Annotated in this window: 18 protein-coding genes; 3 read left to right on the top strand and 15 right to left on the bottom strand. The window is 64.3% G+C overall.

Annotated features, from left to right (window positions below; translation table 11 throughout):
• Position 1 precedes the first annotated feature (1 nt).
• Together RT131_RS16960 and RT131_RS16955 are read right to left on the bottom strand one after the other, a co-directional pair.
• Entirely contained in the window at positions 2-1,627 is a 1,626-nt protein-coding gene (locus tag RT131_RS16960) for a TonB family protein (RefSeq protein ID WP_313173943.1), read from the bottom strand.
• Positions 1,614-1,988, bottom strand: coding sequence for a BlaI/MecI/CopY family transcriptional regulator (locus tag RT131_RS16955; protein ID WP_313173942.1), 375 nt, complete (start codon positions 1,986-1,988; stop codon positions 1,614-1,616). Before RT131_RS16955 ends, RT131_RS16960 begins: the two co-directional genes overlap by 14 nt.
• 118 nt (positions 1,989-2,106) lie before the next feature.
• On the opposite strand from RT131_RS16955, the gene RT131_RS16950 reads away from it, so the two are divergent.
• Entirely contained in the window at positions 2,107-4,065 is a 1,959-nt protein-coding gene (locus RT131_RS16950; protein ID WP_313173977.1) for an acetyl-CoA hydrolase/transferase C-terminal domain-containing protein, read from the top strand.
• A 537-nt stretch (positions 4,066-4,602) separates the two neighbouring features.
• Here the strand turns inward: RT131_RS16950 and tkt are convergent.
• The 13 genes from tkt to RT131_RS16885 form a co-directional block, all read right to left on the bottom strand.
• Positions 4,603-6,609 (bottom strand): transketolase, encoded by a 2,007-nt coding sequence (tkt, locus tag RT131_RS16945; RefSeq protein WP_313173941.1) that lies wholly within the window; start codon positions 6,607-6,609, stop codon positions 4,603-4,605.
• Between the two features lie 182 nt (positions 6,610-6,791).
• Entirely contained in the window at positions 6,792-8,099 is a 1,308-nt protein-coding gene (locus RT131_RS16940) for a dicarboxylate/amino acid:cation symporter (protein ID WP_313173940.1), read from the bottom strand.
• Between the two features lie 58 nt (positions 8,100-8,157).
• Positions 8,158-9,843 (bottom strand): BatD family protein, encoded by a 1,686-nt coding sequence (locus RT131_RS16935; RefSeq protein WP_313173939.1) that lies wholly within the window; start codon positions 9,841-9,843, stop codon positions 8,158-8,160.
• A complete protein-coding gene (locus RT131_RS16930) occupies positions 9,840-11,645 on the bottom strand; it encodes a VWA domain-containing protein (protein ID WP_313173976.1) in 1,806 nt (601 codons plus the stop codon). Before RT131_RS16930 ends, RT131_RS16935 begins: the two co-directional genes overlap by 4 nt.
• Complete coding sequence (locus RT131_RS16925; RefSeq protein WP_313173938.1) at positions 11,642-12,640, bottom strand: VWA domain-containing protein; 999 nt, start codon at positions 12,638-12,640, stop codon at positions 11,642-11,644. Before RT131_RS16925 ends, RT131_RS16930 begins: the two co-directional genes overlap by 4 nt.
• Positions 12,640-13,092, bottom strand: coding sequence for a DUF4381 domain-containing protein (locus RT131_RS16920; RefSeq protein ID WP_313173937.1), 453 nt, complete (start codon positions 13,090-13,092; stop codon positions 12,640-12,642). The genes RT131_RS16925 and RT131_RS16920 overlap by 1 nt, the downstream gene beginning before the upstream one ends.
• Positions 13,092-14,024 carry a DUF58 domain-containing protein gene (locus tag RT131_RS16915; protein WP_313173936.1) on the bottom strand — a complete coding sequence of 311 codons (933 nt, stop codon included), beginning with the start codon at positions 14,022-14,024 and terminating at the stop codon, positions 13,092-13,094. Before RT131_RS16915 ends, RT131_RS16920 begins: the two co-directional genes overlap by 1 nt.
• 67 nt (positions 14,025-14,091) lie before the next feature.
• Positions 14,092-15,111, bottom strand: coding sequence for a MoxR family ATPase (locus tag RT131_RS16910; protein ID WP_313173935.1), 1,020 nt, complete (start codon positions 15,109-15,111; stop codon positions 14,092-14,094).
• Positions 15,112-15,212: 101 nt separating this feature from the next.
• Positions 15,213-17,096 (bottom strand): type IV pilus secretin PilQ family protein, encoded by a 1,884-nt coding sequence (locus tag RT131_RS16905; protein ID WP_313173934.1) that lies wholly within the window; start codon positions 17,094-17,096, stop codon positions 15,213-15,215.
• A 19-nt stretch (positions 17,097-17,115) separates the two neighbouring features.
• Positions 17,116-17,616, bottom strand: coding sequence for a pilus assembly protein PilP (locus RT131_RS16900; protein ID WP_313173975.1), 501 nt, complete (start codon positions 17,614-17,616; stop codon positions 17,116-17,118).
• Between the two features lie 32 nt (positions 17,617-17,648).
• A complete protein-coding gene (gene pilO / locus RT131_RS16895; RefSeq protein ID WP_313173933.1) occupies positions 17,649-18,314 on the bottom strand; it encodes a type 4a pilus biogenesis protein PilO in 666 nt (221 codons plus the stop codon).
• The gene (locus RT131_RS16890) at positions 18,311-19,105 is read right to left on the bottom strand and encodes a PilN domain-containing protein (protein WP_313173932.1); all 795 of its coding nucleotides are present in this window, start codon (positions 19,103-19,105) and stop codon (positions 18,311-18,313) included. Before RT131_RS16890 ends, pilO begins: the two co-directional genes overlap by 4 nt.
• Complete coding sequence (locus RT131_RS16885; RefSeq protein ID WP_343239511.1) at positions 19,105-20,163, bottom strand: pilus assembly protein PilM; 1,059 nt, start codon at positions 20,161-20,163, stop codon at positions 19,105-19,107. The genes RT131_RS16890 and RT131_RS16885 overlap by 1 nt, the downstream gene beginning before the upstream one ends.
• A gap of 214 nt (positions 20,164-20,377) precedes the next feature.
• Here RT131_RS16885 and RT131_RS16880 point away from each other — a divergent pair, with 214 nt between their 5' ends.
• Positions 20,378-22,816, top strand: coding sequence for a penicillin-binding protein 1A (locus tag RT131_RS16880; protein ID WP_313173930.1), 2,439 nt, complete (start codon positions 20,378-20,380; stop codon positions 22,814-22,816).
• A gap of 75 nt (positions 22,817-22,891) precedes the next feature.
• Entirely contained in the window at positions 22,892-23,518 is a 627-nt protein-coding gene (locus RT131_RS16875; protein WP_313173929.1) for a hypothetical protein, read from the top strand.
• Positions 23,519-23,759: the final 241 nt, after the last annotated feature.

Raw genomic sequence — 23,759 nt, 5'->3', positions numbered from 1 at the left:
CTCAGCTCCTGCTCTGGGTTTCGGTGTAGTGCATTTCTTCTTCGTCCATATCAAACGAGATCGGCACCCGGATGGTGCCGGCGACCGGCTTGCCATCCTTCATCGCCGGCGTGAAACGCCACTGCCTTGCAGCAGCAATCGACACTTCCTCGAACACCCCCTTGGGATGCGCCTCGGCAACGACCACGTCGGTCGCCCGGCCTTCGGCATCCACCGCGATACGCAGCACCACCTTGCCACTGGTGCCACTGTCGATCGCAGCACGCGGATAGCTGGGCGGCGGCATCCGTCCGGCATTCGGCAAACCGACCTGCTCGGCCTTGCCGGAAGCTGCCGATGCGATGGCCGGGTCTCCTGCTGCCAACGCAACCGATCGCAGCTCCAGCACCCAGGTCGAGCGCCCGTCGGCGGTGGACACTTCGATGCCTGCGGCCACATCGGGCTTGATCAGCAAGGTCGGCGACGAGATCAGATCCCCATTCGCCTTCAGCGTGCCTTTCAGCGTGAGCATCCCGTCAGCTGCGGGCTGCAGGGTGAACTCCGCTGCCCACTGCACACCCTTGTCCGAGCTGGCGCTGAAGGAGAACGGCGTGCCTGCTGACTGCTGCAGCTCGAAGCGCTGCTTGGTGCCTTCCAGTGTCGCCTCCACGAAGGTGGCATACACCGTGCCCTTGCCGGTCGTCGTCGAGGTCGATGAAGAAGACGATGTGGACGTCGACGAAGATGTGGACACCACCTTGCCCGGCTGCGCAGCCCAGGCGGTATAGCCGAAAGCGGACGATAAGCCCAACGACAACATCAACATGGCACACCACTGCTTCCTGCCCGGTACGGGACGCTTCAACATGGCAATACGCTCCTTCAATGGATGATGGTTCTGCCAGTGACACCCCACCGGCAACGGGGACGCGGCCAGCCCGGTTTTGAGCATGGCCTCGCCATAACTGCGGCGTGCGCCCGACACCCGGGCAATCACACGTTCATCGCAGGACAATTCCTGGTCTTCGCGGCAGCAACGCAGGGCGAACAACAACAGCGGGTTGAACCAGTACAGGCACTGCAACAACGCCAGCAGTGCATTGATCGCGATGTCGCCGCGTTGCAGATGCACGCGCTCATGCAGCAGCACCAGTTGCTGCTCGATCGGCAGATAGCGTTGTTCGAAGCCAGCCGGCAGCACGATCCGCGGCCGCAACAAGCCCATCGCCGCAGGCAAGCCCGCCACGGCTTGTGCCTGCCACAAGCCGTCATCGCGTTGGCTGAGCCGCCCCAACCCCTGCTGGAATTTCCGCTGCTGGCGATACAGGCGCAACGCCATCAGCAACACCCCGGCGAGCCACGCACAGCACAGCCACAGTGGCCAATGCGCTATCACGGCGGGACCCGCAACCACCGCCTGCCCAACCTGCACAGCTACCTCACTGACCCGCATCGGCACGGGCGCCACCCGCGGTGCCGGCAACAGCACCGCCAGCAGCATCGCCGGCAGCAGCAACCACAGCAGATAGGCTGCACTTGCCCCAAGCCAGTGCCGCAGCGGCCGGCGCAGGATCAGTGCCAGCGCAACCGCCGCACTGCTGGCCAAGGTGGTATTCAGCAGCAGCGCCAAGATCTCAGTGCTGGTCATCGTCGAGCCCCTCCAGCAGTTTGCGCAGCTCGGCCACGTCCTCGCGGCTGAGCCGCTGGTGCTGGCTGAAATGGGCGACCAGCGGCGCAACACGGCCATCAAAAAGGCGCTCGATCAGGCTGCTGCTCTCCTCCAGCAACCAGGCATCGCGCTGCACCAGCGGCGTGTACAGAAAACGCCGTCCTTCCTTGGTTGCACTGATGGCCGCCTTGTTGAGCAGGCGGTTGAGCAGGGTCTTGACCGTGGCCTCGGCCCAGTCATTGCCGCCGGGCAGTCGCGCGATGACCTCGTCGGCAGACAGCGGGTGCTGCCCCCAGAGGACTTCCATGACAACGGCCTCGGCCTCGCTGATACGGATCATCGTTTACGCCTGTAATTTTTTACGATTACACGAGTAAACAAAAGCCCTGTCAAGTCCTCACCAAGTGATTCAGGGGGGACATGCTGTAATGCCTTCACCCCCGCAGATACCGGACACCATGCCCCATCACGTGACCGACCTCGACGCCGCCGTGGACTGGCTGCTGAGCAACATCCAAGGCCCACTGCGCATCGGCGCCCCACTGGCGCTGGGCAAACCGCACCGTTTGCTCAATGCCCTGTACGCGCGTCTCGAACACGACCCGGCGCGGCCGCTGCAGTTGTATACCGCGCTGTCACTGAACCCGCCGCAGGCCAAAGGCGATGGTTTGGAAGCGCGCTTCATGCGCCCGTTCGTCGAGCGCCACTTCGGCGCAGACTTCCCGCGCCTTGCCTACTCCGATGCCATCGCCCGCGATGCGTTGCCTGCACATGTGCAGGTGGAAGAGTTCTACATGCAATCCGGCGCGCTGCTGCGGTCGACGCAGGCACAGCGCTACTACACCAGCCTCAACTACACGCATGCCGCCGATGCGGTAGCGCAGCGCGCGCCAAATGCCATCGTGCAGAAAGTGGCCTACCGCGAAGGCAGCCATCAGCTGTCGTTGTCGTGCAACAACGACATCACCCAGGACACCTTGGATGCCATCGCCAAGCGCGGCCTGCCCAAGCCCTTGTTGATTGCCGAGATTGATCCGCAACTGCCGTGGCTGGGCGGCACCGCCGCCGTTGATCCGGACTTCTTCGATCTGGTTATCACCCCCCCCGGTCCCTACCCCCGGCTGTTTGGCCTGCCGCGGCAGCCGGTCAGCGATGCCGACTACGCCATCGGCCTGTACGCCAGCACCCTGGTGCGCGATGGCGGCACCTTGCAGATCGGCATCGGCACGCTGGCCGACGCGCTCAGCCATGCGCTGGTGTTGCGGCACACCGACAACGCACGCTACCGGCAGATCCTGCACGCGCTGGATCCGCAGATCGCCGAGCACCCGCTGGTGCATGAAGCAGGTGGGCTGGGGCCGTTCGAAATCGGCCTGTACGGCTGCAGCGAGATGCTCAACGAAGGCTTCCGCAAGCTGGTGCAGACCGGCGTTATCTGGCGCAAGGTGCATGACGATCTTGGCCTGATGCAGCGTTTGGCCGACGGCACTGCCAGCAATGGTGACCGCGGCCGACTTGCACGCGAAGGCGAGTACCTGCACGGTGCCTTCTATCTGGGCTCAACCGAGTTCTACGAGTGGCTGCGCAATCTCCCCGATGCCGAACGCGCCGCCATCGGCATGCGCCGCATCAGTGAGATCAACCAGCTCTACGGCGGCAACGAGGCATTGGAACGCCTGCAACGCCGCGATGCACGCTTCTTCAATTCCTGCATGATCGCCAGCGCGCTTGGCGCAGCGGCATCGGATGCACTGGAAGATGGTCGCGTGGTGTCCGGCGTCGGTGGCCAGTACAACTTCGTGGCGATGGCGCATGCACTGCCCGATGCACGCAGCGTGCTGATGTTCCGGGCGACACGCGACGATGGCGGCAAGCCGCAATCCAATGTGCGCTGGAATTACGGCCACACCACCATTCCGCGTCACCTGCGCGATGTCTTCGTCAATGAGTACGGCATCGCCGACCTTCGCAACCTCACCGACGAGGATTGCGTGGTCGCGATGAGCAGCATCACCGACGCTGCATTCCAGACGGCGCTATTGGATCAAGCCAAGGCCTCGAAGAAACTCGCCGCCAGCTTCAGCGCGCCAGCACAGTGGCAACAGAACCACGCCGAGGTGCTGCGCGCGAAACTTGCCCCATTCCGTGCCGATGGCAGTCTGCCGGACTACCCGCTGGGTAGTGATTTCGATGCCGTTGAACAGGATCTGGTACGCGCCTTGGGCTGGCTGAAATCGGCGACTGCGACGTCGATGGGCAAGCTGCGTACCGTCGTCGCAGCCTTGCGCCAACCGCCCGCCGAGAACGATGCGATGTACATGCAGCGGATGGGACTGGAGCGACCGGCCAATTTTGGCGAGCGGCTCAATGCTGGGCTGTTGCGGGTTGGTCTGGCGCGGAGTGTCGGGAAAGCTTGATGGTGTGCATCGCAATCTGATCGCGCACAGAGAAGGCTGATTTAGTGGAAGCGGCGTAAGCCGCGAAGCTGACAATCGATATTGGCATCGGTAGCCAAAGGTTCTCAGCTTCGCGGCTTACGCCGCTCCTACATTGGTCGGAGTACCGGGGAGGCTCCTGCCGAGCATGGCTCGGCACTACATAGCTGCTCCCTCCCTTTCGCGCAGCGAAGGGGAGGGTTGGGGAGGGGGGGCTTTTTGCTGGGAAAGCCCCTGCCGAGCATGGCTCGGCACTACAGATCTGCTCCCTCCCTTTCGCGCAGCGAAGGGGAGGATTGGGGAGGGGTGGCTTTTTGCTGGGAAAGCCCCTGCCGAGCATGGCTCGGCACTACATATCTGCTCCCTCCCTTTCGCGCAGCGAAGGGGAGGGTTGGGGAGGGGTTAGCCCTTCGCTGGGCGAGCCCCCTGCCGAGCATGGCTCGGCACTACAGTTGGGGCGAAGCCAAAACAAAGGCCGGGTTTCCCCGGCCTTTGTTCAAGACGTGCAGCGGCGCTTGATCAGCCCGCGACCTGCGCCTTGGCTGCTGCCACAACCGCTTCAGTGGTGATGCCGAAATGCTTGTATAGCTTGTCGGCCGGGGCCGATGCGCCGAAGGTGTCCAGACCAACAACCGCGCCGTCCAGGCCCACGTACTGGCGCCAGAAACCGGTGACGCCGGCTTCGACGGCAACACGCTTGCGCACGGCATTCGGGAGCACGGACTCGCGGTAAGCGGCGTCCTGGCGATCGAACACGTCGGTGCACGGCATCGACACCACGCGGGTCTTGATGCCGGCAGCGTCCAGCTCGGCCTTGGCGGCCACGGCCAGACCCACTTCCGAACCGGTGCCGATCAGGATCACGTCCGGGGTACCGGCTGCGTCAGCCAACACGTAGCCACCGCGTTCGATCTGCTGCACCTGCTCGGCCGTACGCGGCTGCGGGGCCAGGTTCTGGCGGCTGAAGATCAGGCAGCTCGGGCCATCCTTGCGAACGATGGCCGCCTTCCAGCTGACCGCCGATTCGGCCGCATCGCAGGGGCGCCACACATCGTTGTTGGGGATGTAGCGCAGCGAGGACACGTGCTCCACCGGCTGGTGGGTCGGGCCGTCTTCGCCCAGGCCGATCGAGTCATGGGTGAACACGTGGATAACGTGCGCCGGGATCAGCGCGCTCATGCGCAGCGCGTTGCGGGCGTAGTCGCTGAACACCAGGAAGGTGGCGTCGAACGGCAGGAAGCCGCCGTGCAGGGCGAGGCCGTTGGCAATCGCGCTCATGCCGAACTCACGCACGCCGTAGTGCACGTAGTTGGCGTGCGGGTCTTCGCCGACCACGGTCTGCGCACCCTTCCACAGGGTCAGGTTGGAACCGGCCAGGTCAGCCGAGCCGCCGATGATTTCCGGCAGCAGCGGTGCGAAGGCCTGGATGGCGTTCTGCGAGGCCTTGCGCGAGGCGATGTTCGGCGCTTCGGCCTGCACCTGGGCGATGTAGGCATCGGCCTGGGCAATGAAGTCAGCCGGCAGTTCGCCGTGCGAACGGCGGGTCAGTTCGTCGGCGTCGGCCGGGAACTGTGCAGCGTACTTGTCGAACAGCTGCTCCCACTCGGCCTGACGCAGGGTGCCGGTGCCGCCAGCGCGCCAGCCAGCGTAGATTTCTTCCGGAATCTCGAACGGCCCGTACGGCCAGTTCAGCGCCTTGCGGGTGGCTTCCAGCTCGTCCTTGCCCAGCGGTGCGCCGTGGCTGGATTCCTGGCCGGCCTTGTTCGGCGAACCAAAACCAATGGTGGTCTTGCAGCAGATCAGGGTCGGCTTGTCGAACTGCGACAGCGCCTGCTCGATGCCGGCCTTGATGCTTTCCGGATCGTGGCCGTCGACGCCGCGCACCACGTTCCAGCCGTAGGACTCGAAGCGTGCCGGGGTGTCGTCGGTGAACCAGCCTTCCACTTCACCGTCGATGGAGATGTTGTTGTCGTCCCAGAAGCAGACCAGCTTGTTCAGGCCCCAGGTACCGGCCAGCGAGGCGGCTTCGTGCGAGATGCCTTCCATCAGGCAGCCGTCGCCCATGAACACCCAGGTGCGGTGATCGACGACTTCGAATTCCGGGCGGTTGTAGCGCTGCGACAGCAGCTTTTCAGCCAGCGCGAAGCCCACGGCATTGGCCAGGCCCTGACCCAGCGGGCCGGTGGTGGTTTCCACGCCCGGGGTTTCATGACGCTCCGGGTGGCCGGCAGTGCGGCTGCCCAGCTGGCGGAAAGCCTTCAGTTCTTCGATCGGCAGGTCGTAGCCGCTCAGGTGCAGCAGCGCGTAGTGCAGCATCGAGCCGTGACCGTTGGACAGCACGAAGCGGTCGCGGTTGAACCACTTCGGGTTGTTCGGGTTGTGACGGAGATAGTCGTTCCAGAGCACTTCGGCGATATCGGCCATGCCCATCGGCATGCCGGGATGACCGGACTTGGCGGCTTCTACCGCATCAGCGGCAAGGAAACGGATGGCGTTCGCCAACTGGCGGCGGGTGGGCTGCGTCATGGGTCGTCAGAATCAGGAGGCTCCCGCGGAACTGCGGGCGGCCTATTGTCCCACAAGCGACTGCCGGGATCAGTCCGTAAAAGCTGACGGTAGTTCGTCTTGGTTTCGCCTGACAGGAACATGCCCAAGCAGAACGGCCACCCTGAACAGGGTGGCCGTCGTTACCGTAAACCCGCCGGAATTCACCCCTGCGGGTGATGCCGACCGATGCTGTCGTCACTCTCACCGCGCGCCACCAGGGTGGTCAGGGCCAGGTCACCGGTCACGTTCAACGCGGTACGGCACATGTCCAGGAAGTGGTTGACGCCCAGGATCAGGCCGATACCGGCAGGATTGACGCCGACCATGGCACAGATCAGTGCCACCACCGGCAGCGAACCCGACGGCACACCGGCCGTGCCGATACCACCGAGGATGCAGACCACCATCACCATGAACTGCTGGCCGATGCTCAGGTCCACGCCGAAGAACTGCGCCAGGAAGATCACCGTCACACCCTCGAACAGCGCGGTGCCATTCTGGTTGGCGGTAGCACCCACGGTCAGCACGAAGCGCGAAACCTTGTGCGGGAAGCCCATCTGGTCGGCCACGCGCAGCGCGGTCGGCAGGGTCGCATTGGACGACGCGGTGGAGAACGCCATCACTGTGGCCTCCTGCGTCTCACGGAAGAACCTGATCGGCGAGCGCCCGGCCAGCTTCACTGCGATGCCATAGCTGACGAACATGTGGGTGGCCAACGCCAGCACCACCACCCCTACATAGGCACCCAGCTTGATCAACAGATCAAAGCCAAAAATGGCGGCCAGGTTGAACATGAAGCAGGCCACCGCGTAAGGCGCCAGGCGGATGACCAGATTGATCAGGGTCATCGAGATTTCAAACAGGCCTTCAATGCCCTTGCGCAGCGTGGCCACCTTTTCAGCCGGCGACAACACCATGCCGATGCCCAGCATCAGCGCGAAGAACATCAGCGACAGGATCTTGCCGTTGTCCGAGGCCGCATCGAGCACATTGTTGGGCACGATCGACAGCAGCATGTCCAGGCCCTTGGGCTGCGAGCCCGCGCCCGCCACGATCGCCTGGCTGCGTTCGGCATTCTCGGCCAGCAGCTTGGCGGCAACAGCTGGATCAACACCGGCACCGGGCTGGAATAGATTGACCAGCAGCAAGCCGATCAATACCGCCACACCGGACAGCACGATGGTGTAGGCCAGCGATTTCCAGCCAATACGTCCCAGTGAGCGGATATCGCCCATCTCCGACACGCCCATCACCAGCGCCGAAAAAATCAGCGGCACGATCAGCATGAAGATCAGGCTCAGGAACAGCCCCGAGACCGGCGTGGTCAGATAGGTGGTGACCTCATGCACCCAAGACGCGTCAGGGCTGACCAGATGCACGATCAGGCCCAACAACAGACCTAAGCCGAAGCCGATCCCTATCTTCCAGTGGAACGGCAATTTGGCGGTGGTCTTGGCTGCATTGGCCATAAGCGGGTTTCCCTCCAGAGATTCGTTCAGCTTAACAGACGGTGTACAACCGCCCTTTTCAGCTTTGTCCCGGATAGAGAGGGTCCAATGGCGACTTTTCCACCACTGCGGTTTTCCGCCATCGCGGACCGGCCTTGAATACCTCGCGCAACTGCGCGCGCGCCGCGCTCACGTCGCCCTCGCCGCCCCAGCGGGCGCGCTGCATGCGCTGCAGCGCATCGCGTTGTGCCGGGTCATCCAGTTTCTGCAATACCGCGTCGAGCCCGTCCACACCACCCATCACGGCAAGGATGTGTGCCACCTCGTCCAGGCTGCCCGCATCCAGGGCGCGGCGCAGGTCTGCCGTGCCGTAGCGCGAACCAGCGCTGGCAGATTGCGCTGCAGGCCCATCGCGGGCCACCGCCGGAGCATGGCGGCGCGACAGCCCCCAGATCAGCGTGGCCAGCCACAACAAGGCGAAACCGGCCGCCAGCGCGGGCCACAGCCAATTGCTTGCGGCGTCCGGCGACGCCGCCAGGGCGTTACCTGCAGCCACCGCGGCAGACCCGGCAGCTGCCGGCTGCACCAGCGGTGGCGCGACCATGCCGGTAGTGCTCCCTTGGGCTACCTGCAATGACAGCGCCGGCAGCGAGGTGGTGCGCGCCTGGCCCGCCGCAACGTCCCACCATTGCATCTGGATGCCGGGCACGGCCAATGCGCCGGTCTGCTGCGGCACGATCGAATAGCGCCGGGTCAACTTCAACTGCGGGCTGGAACCCTCGAACGTTTCATCGTACTGCGGTGGCTCGGCGAACACCTGTGCACTGTCGCCCAGCGATGGCACCGGCAGCTCCGGGAACTGTGCCTTGGTGGCGCCGCTGGCGATTGCCTCCACTTCGATCGCAATCGCCTCGCCGGTACGCCCGCTATTGGGCGCGGCGGTATAGCGCAGCTGCAGGTTCTTCAGCGGCAACCACGGTTGTGGCGCATCGGCAGGTGTCGCCCGTACCTGCAGGGTCTGGTCAGGACCGCGGGCACTGAGCTGGCCGTTGTCGCGGCCAAAGAAGTCATCGAAGAATCCGCCCGCGCCCTGCCCGCTGAAGCGCGCACCAGCCAACTGCAGCGGGCCGCTGCGCTCGGGAATCAGCAGGAAGCGACGCTCGACCACGTTGTAGCGGCGCCCGCCGACCTCCCGCACGGAGGTACGGTCATCGCCAACGCGCTGCAACGATGCTGCCGCCGGTGTATCCAGCACCAGTTCGCCGGAGGCCAACTGGGTGGCGAAGTACAACCTCACCACCACACCCACGCTCTGCTGCACGTAGGGCTGTTTGTCGTCCACCTCGGTTTCGATGAAGGCCAGTGCGTTGCCGTCACGGCTGGCGATCGGCGCCTCGTCCACCTTCACCAGCAAGGGCGTGGTACTCCCGCCACCGACGCGCAGCGCAGGAATGTCCAGCATGCCGGCGCGCCGCGGTGTCAGCACAACCGTGTACTGGGCGAAGTTGCGGGAGGCGCCACCGCCCAGCTGCAACTGACGGCTGCTGCTCTGCGCACCAAGCACGAAATCGACCTCGAGCGGCGCGTACTCGGGGCTGCCCGATTGATCGGTCTCGATGGTCAGCGTGATCGACTCACCCTGCTTGATGCTGTCCCGATCCAACCAGGCGCGCGTCTGTGCCTGCAGCAGGCCACTGAAGGCCAACAGCCCCAGCAACAGCCATAGCTGCAACTGCAGGACCTTGCCTGCGTGATTCTTGCTCATCGCTTTTCCCGCATCCGACGCTCGTACTCGAGCTGGAATTTTGCTTTCAACAGATCACCCGGCTCATCCGGCACGCGCTGCATCCAGGCTTCCACCGCTTGTTGCTGTTCACGCTGCGCAGGTGTCATCGCCGCCCGCGCGGCGGACTGCTGCCCGCCCTCATCCGCCTGCTGTTGGCGCATGGCCTCGGCCATGCGCTGACGCTGGGCCTGGTCAGCCTGCTCCTGCTTTCCCGCATCTTCCGTCTGCGGCGGCTGCGGTTCGCCCCGCCCGGAGGACGATGCGTCGGAGCTGGGGGGAGACTGCGCAGCCGGTGGCTGCGACTGCTGCGATTGGCCGGATTGCTGCCCCTGTTGTCCCTGCGGCTGCCCCTGCTGCTGCCCCTGCGGTTGTCCCTGCTGGTTCTGTTGCGAATCCTGCTGTGACTTCTGCTGTCCGCTCTGATCCTTGCCCTGCTGCGGCTTGGACGGGTTCTGCTGGCTACCCTGCTGCCCCTGCGGCGATTTGCGCTTGCGTGCGGCGTCCACCGCAGCGCGGTTCGCCACCGCATCCGGCATGCCCGGATGCGCCTTCAGGGCACGGTCGTAGGCGGCAATCGCCTCGTCATACTTGCCCTGACGGGCAAGCGCGTTGCCCAGGTTGTACCACCCCTGGTCATTGTCGATGCCCTCGAATTTTCTCTGCGCGGTAGCGAAATCACCCAGTCTGTATGCCTCCACGCCTTCGCCCAGGCGCTGATGCTGGCGCTGATCGGCACGCTGCCACCAACCGCCCTGCTCCGCTGCATGGGCAGGCTGCAGGACCGGCAACAACAGGCATAGCGCCAATACCGGCACTACCCGGCGTGGGCGACGGAACGCAAACAACGCCAGCAGCAACAGCGGCGGCAACAACCAGTAGCCTTCATCCTGCCATTGCTTGCCCGCACTGGCCTGCTGCGCACGATCCTGCGCACCGGCCTGTGGCTCCAGCACCCCCAGGGCCTGCAGATCTGCCGAGGTAGTGGCGATGCGTTGATAGCCACCACCGCCGGCTGCAGCCAAACCACGCAGTGAGGTTTCGTCCAGGTGCGCCTGTTCGATCGCCCCGCGCGGATCGCGATAGGACGCACCTTGCAGGCTGCCCAGGCCGATCACTGAAACACGATAGCCCGCCACGCGCAGCTTGGCCGCTTCGGCCAGTGCCGCGGCGTCGGCATGATCACTCAACAACAGTATCTCGCCATTGCGGGCCCCGGACTGCTTCAGCAGATCACCCGCCCAGAGCAGTGCCTTGTCCGCGCGCTGACCATCCACCGGCATCACCTCCGGTGCCAGCGCATCAAGAAACAGCGCGACGTTGGCGGCATCATCGGTCAGCGGCGCGACGGTGAATGGCTCCCAGGCGAAGGCAATCAAGGCTACCTCGCCGCCCTTGCGCTCGCGCAGCAGGGTAGCCAGCTTCGCGCGTGCCTGCAGCAGGCGCGACGGCGGCAGGTCGGTGGCGCGGATGCTGCTGGACAAGTCCAGTACGATCACCAGCGGCGTCTTCGACTCCCACAACGGCTGATCCAGTTGACGCCAACTCGGCCCTGCAAGCGCAAGCACCGCCAGCACCAGGCCGAGCGCCAGCCCTGCACTGCCCCACCAGCCACGCTTGCCGCCTTTACTCAACAGCTGCGCCAATAGATGCGGGTCCACCGCTTCGTGCCAACGGGCACTGCGCTGACGGCGCCACCAACTGCCGAGCAGCGCAGCCGGCACCAGCAAGAGCGCCCACAGCCACTCCGGGCGCAGGAAATGCAGATTCTGCCAATCAATCATTGCCGCAGCCCCCGCCAGGCCAACGCCGTCATGCCCAGCAGCAGCGATAACGCCAACGGCCACGGATAGCGTTCGATCCGCGGCCGCACCGCGGGACCGGCGTCCTTCACCGGTTCCAATCGATCCAGCTCGGCATAGATGTTGACCAGTTCATCCGTATCGCGGGCGCGGAAGAAACGGCCACCGGTTTCATCAGCCACCTTGGTCAAGGTAGCCTCGTCCACCTGATCATCGGCCCCGGGCAACTGCACACCGAACAAGGACATGCCGCCACTGCCACCAAAGGCGATGGTGTAGACCCGCACGCCTTCGGCCTTGGCCAGTTCTGCCGCCTTCAACGGTTCCAGCACGCCGGCGGTGTTCACACCATCGGTGAGCACGATCAGCACCCGCTGTCCCTGAGGCTGCTCGCGCAGACGCTTCACCGACAAGGCGATGGCGTCACCCAATGCCGTCTCACGTCCGGCCAGCCCGACCACGCTGTCGCGCAGTTGGTCACGCACGGTGGCGCGGTCGGCCGTCAACGGGGTCAAGGCATAGGCACGCTGGCCGAACACCAGCAAGCCAATGCGATCCCCTTCGCGGCGCTCGAGGAAATCCGCCAGCACTGCCTTGGCAGCGGTCAGGCGGTCCACCACCTGACCGCCCAATTGCATGTCCGGCTCACTCATGCTGCCGGACAAGTCCACCGCCAGCATCATCTGCCGCGCCTGCCGTGGCGGCTCGATCGGTTCACCCAACTGCTGTGGACGCGCCAACGCGGCACACAGGCATAACCATGCCAGCGACAACAACAAGGTCTGCAGCACCGCACCGGCCCGCGACGGCGCCTGTTCCTGCAGCAGCTCCGGTTCGTAGGGCACGCGCAGCGCGGCGCCATATTGTTCGCGTAGCGGCCACAACAGCATCAACAGTGGCAACGGCAGCGCCAGCCATGCCCACGGCCAGGCAAAGCTCGGCCACAGGTTCGACCAGTTGGCGAGGATGTCCTGCATCAACGTCGCCCTGCCATCAGTTCCAGGAAACGCGTGCGCGCCAGCTGGCAGGCACGATCCACCTGCTCGCCCTCAAGCTGAGGACGGAACCCGCCATCCAGCAGCAATCGGCCTTCGCCGCCGCTGAAATCCGTTCGTTTGCCGCCATCGAGAAAACGCAACCACGCATCACCCTGCAACTGCACTGCCCGCGGATCGATCCGCCGCGCCGCGCGGCGCAGGAGCTCGGAGGCCGCAGCCAATCGTGCAGGCCCCTGCGGCGCCGCCTGTAACTGCCGGTCGAACAGGTTCGTCCAACGCTGCAAGCGACGGCGGCGGAAGAAATAGAGGGTCAATCCAATCAACGCGAGCACCACGACCGCACCGATCAGCAGCCACCAGCCCGGCGCCAGCGGCCACCAGCCCGGTGCTGCAGGCAGGTGCACATCCCGCAGCGGCAGTTGTGCGGCCATCAGCCCACGCTCCGGTTCGGTGTCGCGCCCAACCAGGCATCACTGGCATCGTCGGTGACCAATGTGCTGACGCGGATGCGTCGCCCCGGCAACTGTCGGCACAGTGCCTCGACCGGCCCGACCAGCGCTTCGTGCCAGGCCTCGCGTACGTTGCTTGCGGTCAGATCCAGCTGCAGACGGCCAGCCCGTGTCTGCAATGGCAGAACACATCGCGGAGGCGATATCTCAAGAGGATCCAGCAGCAACACCAGTTCCACCTCCACATGCATTGCCAACGATGACCAGGTGGCGGCTGCCACGGCTTGTGCACTGACCGGATCGGCCAGCACCACCGCACGTGCACCCGGGTGCAACACCCGGGCGGCCTGTTCCAACGCCAGTTGCAGGCCACCATCATCGGCCGGTCGCTCGCCGTACCAACGCACAAGGGCGTCCAGGCTCCGCAACACCCCGCGAGTTCCGCCAGCCGGGGGGACCAATGCCTGCTGCGCGGAACCACGTAGCGCCGCTATCCGATCGCCGTCACGCAGTGCCGACCACGCCGCCACCGCACCAGCGCGTGCCGCCTGCACCGACTTGAAGCGCACCCGCGTACCGAAATAAAGCGCCGGTGCAGTGTCAGCAATCAACAAGGTGACCCGCTCGCGCTCGGTCTGGAAGGTCTTGGTATGCGTGGCATCGGTACGTGCGGTCAGTTTCCAGTCGATGTGCCGCGCATCGTCACCCGCTACGTACTCACGCGACTCGGCGTACTCCATGCCACGACCACGCAGCATCGAGGCGGCGCGGCCGCTTACCGCGTAATGGCCGCGCCGGGCCTTGCGGCCGCCGTTGGCGGAACCGCGCAAGGCGATCAGCTCGGCCAACTGTGGTCGGATGCCATCGGCGGCGGCCACGACCTGCGGTGCTTGCCTGGTTACCGGCACATTCATTGCCGGTCCACCTGCAAACGTGGTCCTTCAACCGTTCCGGTGCCGCCGCCGGTCATCACACCCGGCCTCAAGGCAGGGGCACGCAGTCGAGCAGGGCAGCCACCAGACGCTCGCCGTCCCAACCCTCGGCGGCAGCCTCGTAGCTGGGCAATACACGATGGCGCAGCACGTCGGCGGCAACACCGCGCACGTCGTCGGGTGTCACGTAGTCGCGGTTGGCCAGCCAGGCACGCGCACGCGCGCAGCGCTCCAATGCAATCGAACCGCGCGGGCTTGCGCCCCAGGCAATACGCTTGGCCAGCTTGGCGTCGTAAGCACTGGCGTCGCGCGAGGCCAGCACCAGCGCTACCAGGTAGCGTTCCAGCTGCGGCGCCATATGCAGTTCCAACACCTCGCGCCGCGCCTGTTCGATCTTCTGCAGCGATATCTTCTCGACAGCTGCCTGCTGCGGCCGCATCGCCCGCAAGGCGCGCTCGCGTGCAAGCCGCAGGATCTCGGTCTCGGCGCTGGCATCGGGGTAACCGATGCGCACATGCATCAGGAAACGGTCCAACTGGGCTTCGGGCAGTGGGAAAGTGCCTTCCTGCTCGATCGGATTCTGCGTGGCCATCACCAGGAACACCTCCGGCAATGGGTAGGTATTTCGACCGACCGTCACCTGCCGCTCGCCCATTGCCTCCAGCAGCGCCGACTGCACCTTCGCCGGGGCACGATTGATTTCGTCCGCCAACAGGATCGGGTGGAAGATCGGCCCGGCCTGGAATTCGAAACGTCCTTCCTGTGAACGCCAGATATCGGTGCCGGTGAGGTCGGCAGGCAGCAGGTCCGGGGTGAACTGGATGCGCGCGAAACTGGCATCGATACGCGACGCCAGGGCACGGATGGCGGTGGTCTTGGCCAGCCCGGGGGCCCCCTCCACCAACAAGTGGCCATCCGCCAACAGCGCGGTCAGCAGCCGGTCGACCAGCAAGGACTGGCCGACGATTTCGCTGGCCAGCGCATCGCGCAAGGCGGTGAATTCCTGATGCAGGTCGCCGTCACGGACCGGCGCATCGGTTTGGGTGGGCAATTGAGGGGGCAGGTTCATAGGCGCAGTTTGACTGATCTGCGATGAAATGGTTCCAAACAGATCGCCGCAAACGAAAAAGGGCCGCATCCGCGGCCCTTTTTCTCATCCACAACAAGCGTTTAGCGGGCAGCCTTGGCGACGCGCAGGATCTTCGGGGTCACGAAGACCAGCAGTTCGGCCTTGTCCTTGCTGCGACCACGCTTCTTGAACAGATTGCCAAGGAAGGGGACGTCGCCCAGGAACGGGACCTTGCTGACGCTCTCACGGTCACTGAATTCGTACACGCCACCGATGACCACCGTCTGGCCATCATCCACCAGTACGGCGGTGTTGATCTCGCGACGATTGATGACCGGGACAACGCCGAAGTTGGTGATGGTCAGGTATTCGTCGACCTCATCCTTCTTGACGTTCATGTTGAGGAAGACGCGATTGTCCTGGGTGATGGTCGGGGTGACCTTCAGCTCCAGCAACACTTCCTTGAACTGCACGTTCGGCGTTGCTGCGGCACCGCCGGTACCACCGGTAATGGTGACATAACCAATTTCCTTACCCTGCTTGATCACGCCCTCACGCTGGTTGGCAGTGACGATACGCGGGTTGGAGATGACTTCGCCGCGGCCTTCTTCCTGCAGGGCCGACAGCTCAAGATCCAGGTTGAAGTTGGCACCCAGCAAGGTATAGGCAAGGCTCGGGCCCAAACCGTTGGCCGAAGTAAACGTGCCTGCCGGCAGATTGACGTTGAGTCCGCGATTGGCGCTGCCGCCACCATTGGTGGTATTGCCAATCGTCGCCTCGTTGTCGCCCTCGTTGTAGGTACGCTTGCCGCCAATGCCGAACTTGGCACCCAGGTCGCGGGCAAAGGTGTCATTGGCGATGACGATGCGGCCTTCGATCAGCACCTGGTCAACCGGACGATCAATCACCTCGATCAGCTCGCGCATCTGCGCGACCTTCTTCGGGATGTCGCTGATCATCAGGGTATTGGTACGCTCGTCCGCAACCAGGCGACCACGCGGCGACAGGAAGCCGTTCTCGTTCTGACTACCACCACCGCCTTCACCACCCGAGCCGCCGATGCCTTTGGCTTCGGTGATCGCTTTGAAGATGGTTGTGGCGTTGTGGTAATTGATCTGCACGTAGTCGGTGATCAGGTCCGAGCGGTTCTCGATCGCGATACGCGCGTCTTCCTTGTCCTGCTCGAACTTGGCCAGCTCCGGCTGCGGCGCAACCCAGATCACGCCACCCTCGCGGCGCTTGTCCAGGCCCTTGGCACGCAAGACGATGTCCAGTGCCTGATCCCACGGCACGTTGACCAGGCGCAGGGTCACATTGCCCTGCACCGTGTCCGAAGCCACCACGTTCAGGTTGGACTCTTCGGCGATCAACTGCAGCACGGTGCGCACCGGCACGTCCTGGAAGTTGAAGGTCACCGGACGGCCACTGTAACCACGTGCGGCAACGGTAGCCGCTGCCTGCGCAACCGTCTTGGAGGTCACCGCGCCGGTAGCCACCTCGGCCTGCCGCGGGGTGATCTCGACGACGTACTCATTGCCGGTCTGGTATGCCAGCGAGTCAAACGCACCGTTGGTGCTGAGCACCAGCTGCGAACCCTGCCCGGACGGCTTGGCGTCGATGCGCTGTACCGGCGTGGCAAAGTCCACGACGTTGAGCGGACGTTGCAGCTCGGCCGGCAACACGGCGTTGCCAACGTCGATCACGACGTTGTTGCCCTGGTTGCGCAGATCCGGGCTGGCGCCCTGGCCGTCAAACTGCAGGATCAGACGTCCAGCGCCATCATCGGCACGCTTGAAGTCGATCTTGGTTACGGAAACCGCCTTCACCGCCTGCTGGGTGGCCGCGGCTGCGCCGCCGACACCGTTGGCAGGCTGTGCTGCGAATGAAGAGCCGCACACCGCTGCCAACGCCACTCCCAGGGCGCAGACGCGGACCAGTGCATGGCGCCGGATGGGACGCAGGCTCAGGGCTTTGGTAAAAGTCATCGTGCTATCCCCTAATCAATCAACGATCGTCCAGTGCAAGCGAGGCTGGGCGTTCCAGCCAGCCACCTGCACCGTCCGGCACCAGTTCAATCAACTCGATCCCGTCCTCGCGCACCCCCGTTACACGGCCATCGCTCTGGCCCATGTACACCCCGGGACGTACACGGTAGGTGACCTTGTCCGGCCCCATCACCAGTGCCACGGCACCTCCGCCACTGCCGATGGTACCGACCATATCCAGGCTGTCGAGCGGGAACGCTTCAAGCGGCTCCTTGCGACGGTTCGGATCCGGCCGCAGCTGGCTGTTGCCGTCATCGGACACCCAGGCATCACTGAACGGATCGCGCAGCCCCTGGGCCGAGTATTCAAACGTTTCGAACTGCTGCATCACCGGCAGCGACTCCAGCGGCTCGGCCGGGCGTGCACGCACGTCGGCTATCCATTTCTCAAGATTGGGCGCATCGCCCGGTGTGCTGGTGATGCTGCGGGCGCAACCGCCCAGCAACACCATGCACACCATGCCCAGCGCCAAGGAAGAAGTCTTGCGCATGATCAGGCCCCTCCCTTCTTCTTGGCATCGGCGGCAGCTGCTTTTTCCTGCTCGGCCAACTCGGCGTCATCCAGATAACGGTAGGTCTTGACCGTACCGGAAAGCTCCAGCGCCCCTCCCGGGGTAATGACGCCCTGCCCGCCCTTGGGCTTCAGGTTGATGTCGTGCATGGTCAGGATGACCACGCGCGGCAGCGAGGCGACACCGCTGACGAAGGCACCGAACTGGTGATAGCTGCCAACAAGGCGCAGCGCGATCGGCTTTTCGGCATAGAACTCTTTCAAGGTCTCGTCGCCGGGTTTGAACAACTCGTTGTTCAAACCGCTGGACAACGCGGTCTGCGACACATCGATGATCAGGTCCGGCATTTCGGTCTTGCTCGGCAACTGTCGCAGCATCTGCTGCAACACCTGCTCCATCTGCGCCAGCTGCAGCTTCAAGGGCTCCAGGTTGACCGCACGCTTCTGCTCTTCCACGAAGTCATCGCGCAGCGTGGCCTCCTTGCTCACCAGGCCTTCGAGCTCTTCGCGCTGGCCGCGAACGACCAGCAGATACGAAAGAACGATGATGAGCAGCGACAGCAATACGCAGAACACGATCTTCGCGTTGCGCGGCCACGCGCCGATATTGTTGAAGTCCAGCTCTTTGGCGTTGAATTTCTTGCTCACGAACGAGCCTCCTTCTGCGCCGGCACCGCCGGCGCTGCCTCGGCCTTGGGCTGCTCTGCGCCACCGGCAGGGGCTACAGGAGCGGCAGCAGGTGTTGTTGTTGCCGGCGCAGCGGGTGCCGCCGCGCCTGCTGTAGCCGGCGCCGCCGCAGGGGCTGCAGCTGCAGTGGAAGCAGCATCGGTGACAACAATTTCACCGCCTTCGGCTTGGCCATCGCCTGGCGTGGGCAGCTTCACCTTGAGGGTGAACACATACGGCAGGGACTTGATGTCGACGACGCTGCCGCCCTTGTCCTGCGGATCCTGTGCCCGTGCCTCGATGATCGACAACTCGGGACTGGTCATCCAACCCGAGGTCTCGAGGTTGCGCATATAGGTACTGACGCGCGCGTTGGACTGCGTGCGACCTTCAAGCGTCAGCGTATCGCCTTCCTGCTTGAGTGCCGTCAGCACCACGCCATCGGGAATGGTACGCACCAGCGAATCGAACAGGTGCACCATCTGCGAACGCTTGCCCTGTAGTTCCTCGATCACCTTCTTGCGATCAAGCAGGCGCCTCTTCTGCACGTCAAGGCGGTCGATTTCCTTGTTCTGTTCCTTGACCTTGGCGATCTCCGCTTCAAGGTAGGCATTGCGGTCGTTCTGCCCGCTGATCTGCTGGCTGAAATAGAACCACAGCAAGCCCGACAGCACCACGCCACTGAGCGCGGCAAAGCCCAGCATCCCGTAGAACTCACGCTGGCGCTGTTTGCGGCGCTCCTCGCGCCACGGCAATAGGTTGATCCGTGCCATCAGTCAAACCCCCTCATGGCCAGACCCGTCGCGATCATCAGCGCCGGTGCATCCTGGTTCAGCGCATGCGCCTGGACTTTCGGCCCCAGCGTCATCTGCGCCAACGGATTGGCCACCGACGTCGCCACGCCCAACTGCTCTTCCACCATCGTCGGCAGGCCGACCAGCGCAGCACAACCGCCGGCCAGCACGATGTGGTCGACGCGATTGAATTCGCTACCGGCGTAGAAGAACTGCAACAGGCGGCTGATCTGCTGCACCGTCGCTTCCTTGAACGGCTCCAGCACCTCGACATCGTAGCTTTCAGGCAGGCCGCCCTGGCGCTTGGCCAGACCGGCTTCCTCGTAGCTCAGACCGTAGCGACGCATCACCTCGTCGGTGAGCTGCTTGCCACCGAACACCTGTTCACGGCTGTACAGGCTACGACCACCGCGCAATACGTTGAGGGTGGTCATGGTTGCACCGATATCGACCAGCGCCACCACGCCATCGCTGGGTACAGCCAGCTCGCTGGCGACCAGCGCGAACGCGTTCTCGATAGCGAACGCCTCCACATCCATCACCTTGGCGGTCAGTCCACCCAGTTCAAGTGCGGACTGGCGCAGCTCGACGTTCTCCGAACGCGATGCGGCCAACAGGACCTGCACCATTTCCGGATTATTCGGTACGGGACCCAGCACTTCGAAATCGAGATTCACTTCGTCGATCGGGTACGGGATGTAGTTCACCGCTTCCAGTTCGACCTGTGCTTCCAGATCGTTCTCGTCCAGGTCCGCCGGCATCGGGATCACCTTGGTGATCACCGCAGAGCCAGCAACAGCGGCGGCCGCCCCCTTGGCCTTGCTGCCTGAACGCGCAACAGCCCGCCGAATCGCTTCGCCGACTGCTTCGACTTCGACAATGTTTTTCTCCACCACCGCATTCGGCGGAAGAGGTTCCACGGCGTAGTGTTCCACGCGGAAACGGTTACCGCTGCGGGAAAGCTGCAATAGCTTTACCGCAGTCGAACTGATGTCGACACCAATGATTGGTGCCTGACTCTTTGGGATAAGCCCCACGGATTCTCCCCTGCCGACGGGCACTTGGACGCAAGTCTTGCGTCGGCGCATTAATAACGTTTTTACAGCAAATGGCAACCACCGGGAATGCGAGACGCGATCTGCATCACGCCGCCCAGCTGTATCTCATTTGCTCTCCCCAGGACGCGGCCCCAGCCGCTCCCCTGCGTAATCTATACTCTGCGGCTACAAAAACCGCAATCGGGACTTCTGGATGCCACGTTTTCGTCGCTGGCTGCGCTGGCTGCTGGCCCTCTTCGTCGCCTTCTCTCTGGTCGGCGCAATCGCCATTGGCTCGCTCTATTACGTTGTCTCGTCCAAGCTCCCGGACGTGCAGGCGCTGCGCAATGTCGAATTGCAGGAGCCGATGTATGTCTATGATAACGAAGGGAAATTGATGGCGGTATTCGGCGAGACCCGCCGCTACCCGGTACAGATGAAGGACGTTCCGGAGCGCCTGAAGCAGGCCTTCCTGGCCACCGAGGACGCCCGTTTCTACCAACACGACGGCATCGACTACAAGGGTATTGCCCGCGCCGTATGGCTGATCGCCCGCACCGGCTCCAAGGACGGCGTGCCCGGCGGATCGACCATCACCCAGCAGGTTGCGCGGCAATTCTTCCTCAGCAGCGAGGTCAGCTACACCCGCAAGTTCGCCGAAATCCTGCTTGCCCGCAAAATCGAGAGCGAGTTGAGCAAGGACGAGATCTTCGAGCTGTACCTCAACAAGAGCTTCTTCGGTAATCGCGCTTACGGTATTGGTGCCGCTGCGGAGTACTACTACGGCAAGAAGCTGGCCGAGCTCGACCTGGACGAAATGGCCTCGCTGGCCGGCATTCCCAAGTTCCCTTCCAGCGGCAACCCGCTGAGCAACCCCGAGCGCGCTCGCCAGCGCCGCGACAACTATGTGCTGCAGCGCATGGCCGACCTCGGCTACGTCAGCCAGGCCGAGGCCGATGCGGCCAAGGCCGTGGCCATGCACGCCAGCCCGCACGAGCCGCCGGTGCAGGTCTACGCGCCCTATGTGGCTGAACTGGTACGCCAGGAAATGATCGCCAAGTACGGCGGCGACGTGCTCAACAAGGGCTATCACGTCACCACCACCATCAATGGCCGACTGCAGGAAGCGGCCAACACCGCGGTGCGCGATGGCCTGCTGACCTATGACCACCGCCATGGCTGGCATGGGGTGGAACAGCATTTCGACGTTGCCGCCGATGCCGACAACACCGCCCTGGCCCGCCACATCGCGGGCATCCCGGCGCAGTCGGGCCTGCAGCCAGCGGTGGTTTCGGCCACCCACGCCGACGGCGGCATCACCGTGGTGCTGGCGGACCGCAGCGAGCTGGTGCTGCCGGTGGCGTCCAGTCGCTGGACCAATCGCAGCCCTGCCAAACTGGTCACCCGCGGCGACATGATCCGCGTGCGCGCCGGTGCGAAGGAAGGCGAATGGCTGATCGACCAGATTCCGCGTGGGCAAAGCGCGCTGGTCTCGGTCGACGCCGACAGCGGCGCACTGCGCGCACTGGTTGGCGGCTTCAGCTTTGCCGGCAACAAATTCAACCGTGCCACCCAGGCACGGCGCCAGCCGGGCTCCAGCTTCAAGCCCTTCATCTATGCCGCCGCCTTCGACAAGGGCTTCAACCCGGCCTCGATCGTGCTGGATGCGCCCGTGGTGTTCCGCGACCGTCGCGGCAAGACCTGGCAGCCGCAGAACGATGGTGGCGGCTTCCGTGGCCCGATGCGCCTGCGCGAAGCGCTGGTGCAGTCGCGCAACCTGGTCTCGGTGCGCCTGCTGGACAGCATGGGCGTGGACTATGCGCGCAAATACATCAGCGAATTCGGCTTCCAGGAGGCCGAGCTGCCGCCCAACCTGTCGATGTCGCTGGGCACCGCCTCGCTGACCCCGCTGTCGGTGGCGCGCGGCTATGCCGTGTTCGCCAACGGCGGCTCACGCGTGGACACCTGGATCGTCGATGAAATCAAGGACCGCGACGGCACCGTGATCTTCAAGGAAAACCCGGCCATGGCCTGCCGCGGCTGCGGCGGCATCTCCGCCACGGGCGCAGCACCGGCCAGCCAGGTGGTGGATGGCTTCAACTTCGGCGCCGAGACGGCACCCGCTCCGGTGGCTGCCAAGCCGGCGGAGGCCAAGCCCGAAACCGTCGAGCCGGCCAAGCCGGTCAATCCGGACGCCCGCACCGCGCCACGCGCCATCGACGAACGCACCGCCTACCAGTTGGTGTCGATGATGCGCGACGTGGTCCAACGCGGCACCGGTACCGCGGCCAAGGTATTGGGTCGCGAGGACGTCGGCGGCAAAACCGGCTCCACCAATGACCACCGCGATGCCTGGTTCTCCGGCTTTGGCGGCCCGCTGGCAACGACGGTATGGGTCGGTCGCGACGATTTCCGTTCGCTGGGCTACCGCGAGTACGGCGGCAAGGCGGCCCTGCCGATCTGGATCGACTACATGCGCGAGGCACTGAAGGACGTCCCGATCGCCAGGAACGACCCGCCCTCGGGCATGGTCCAGGCCACCCTCAACGGCGCCACCGAATGGGTCAAGACCGAAGACCTGGACCGCGTACAGGATTTCGACTTCGGCCAGCAGGATCATGCTACCGACGACGCTGCGTTCGACATCTTCTGATCGTTCGCGCAGGCGGCGGGACGCAAGCCCCGCCGCCTGCCTACAATCGGGCCAGCGACCACCAGGTAGAGCCCGATGCCGTCTTCACCACCGCCCTCACTCCAGCGCAACAGCCGCGAGCGCCAGCTGATCGCGCAGGAAGCCGCACGTCTGGTTGCCGAAAGCGGCATCCACGATCTTGAGCACGCACGCCGCAAGGCCGCCATAAAGCTTGGCATCACCAGCGAGGCCCTGTGGCCGCGGCTCAGCGAGATCGAGCAAGCGCTGCGCGAACACCAGTTGCTGTTTGCCGCTTCCAGCCAACCCGGCGCACTGCGCCTGCACCGCGAATCGGCGCTGCAGGCAATGCAGTTTCTACACGCCTTCCAGCCGCGCCTGACCGGCGCGGTACTGAGCGGCCTCGCCGACAGCAACAGCCCCGTCATCCTGCACCTGCACTGTGACGATGCCGATGCGGTGCAGCGTTTCCTGCATGAGCAGCGCATTCCTGCCGAATCGCGCGCCTGGCCATTGCGACTTGCCGGCCATGCGTCGAAACAGCATTTCCCCGGCTGCGAATTCGCCGCCGACGGCATCGCCTTCGAACTGGTGGTACTGCCCGAGGATGCGCTGCGGCAACCACCGGTGTCGGCGGACGACGGCAAACCCCTGCCGCGCGCGACATTGGCGCAGCTGAGGCAATTGCTGGCACTGGAAGCATAGGACGACGGTAGTGCCGAGCCATGCTCGGCAGAGGCTTTCCCGGCATAGCCTCCCTGCCGAGCATGGCTCGGCACCACCGGCCATCTATCTGCGTTTGTGGGAGCGGCGCAAGCTGCGACGCTGGCGATGCGCGAAAAGCCGCAGAAGCTCCCCCTCCCCAACCCTCCCCTTGCCTGCGGCAAAGGCAGGGAGCGTAGTGCCGAGCCATGCTCGGCAGAGGCTTTCCCGGCATAGCCTCCCT

This window comes from Stenotrophomonas sp. (assembly GCF_032066555.1).
In the GTDB taxonomy this organism is placed as follows: domain Bacteria; phylum Pseudomonadota; class Gammaproteobacteria; order Xanthomonadales; family Xanthomonadaceae; genus Stenotrophomonas.
This window is presented reverse-complemented; position numbering and strand designations above follow the sequence as displayed.

Excerpts from the sequence above, each read along its gene's own strand:
- RT131_RS16925 (WP_313173938.1), bottom strand. The coding sequence starts at position 12,640 with ATGCAGGACATCCTCGCCAACTGGTCGAACCTGTGGCCGAGCTTTGCC.
- RT131_RS16935 (WP_313173939.1), bottom strand. The coding sequence starts at position 9,843 with ATGAGCAAGAATCACGCAGGCAAGGTCCTGCAGTTGCAGCTATGGCTG.
- RT131_RS16955 (WP_313173942.1), bottom strand. The coding sequence starts at position 1,988 with ATGATCCGTATCAGCGAGGCCGAGGCCGTTGTCATGGAAGTCCTCTGG.
- RT131_RS16920 (WP_313173937.1), bottom strand. The coding sequence starts at position 13,092 with ATGGCCGCACAACTGCCGCTGCGGGATGTGCACCTGCCTGCAGCACCG.
- RT131_RS16915 (WP_313173936.1), bottom strand. The coding sequence starts at position 14,024 with ATGAATGTGCCGGTAACCAGGCAAGCACCGCAGGTCGTGGCCGCCGCC.
- RT131_RS16905 (WP_313173934.1), bottom strand. The coding sequence starts at position 17,096 with ATGACTTTTACCAAAGCCCTGAGCCTGCGTCCCATCCGGCGCCATGCA.
- RT131_RS16930 (WP_313173976.1), bottom strand. The coding sequence starts at position 11,645 with ATGATTGATTGGCAGAATCTGCATTTCCTGCGCCCGGAGTGGCTGTGG.
- RT131_RS16875 (WP_313173929.1), top strand. The coding sequence starts at position 22,892 with ATGCCGTCTTCACCACCGCCCTCACTCCAGCGCAACAGCCGCGAGCGC.
- RT131_RS16910 (WP_313173935.1), bottom strand. The coding sequence starts at position 15,111 with ATGAACCTGCCCCCTCAATTGCCCACCCAAACCGATGCGCCGGTCCGT.
- RT131_RS16960 (WP_313173943.1), bottom strand. The coding sequence starts at position 1,627 with ATGACCAGCACTGAGATCTTGGCGCTGCTGCTGAATACCACCTTGGCC.
- tkt (WP_313173941.1), bottom strand. The coding sequence starts at position 6,609 with ATGACGCAGCCCACCCGCCGCCAGTTGGCGAACGCCATCCGTTTCCTT.
- RT131_RS16900 (WP_313173975.1), bottom strand. The coding sequence starts at position 17,616 with ATGGTGTGCATGGTGTTGCTGGGCGGTTGCGCCCGCAGCATCACCAGC.
- RT131_RS16940 (WP_313173940.1), bottom strand. The coding sequence starts at position 8,099 with ATGGCCAATGCAGCCAAGACCACCGCCAAATTGCCGTTCCACTGGAAG.
- RT131_RS16890 (WP_313173932.1), bottom strand. The coding sequence starts at position 19,105 with ATGGCACGGATCAACCTATTGCCGTGGCGCGAGGAGCGCCGCAAACAG.
- RT131_RS16950 (WP_313173977.1), top strand. The coding sequence starts at position 2,107 with ATGCCCCATCACGTGACCGACCTCGACGCCGCCGTGGACTGGCTGCTG.
- RT131_RS16880 (WP_313173930.1), top strand. The coding sequence starts at position 20,378 with ATGCCACGTTTTCGTCGCTGGCTGCGCTGGCTGCTGGCCCTCTTCGTC.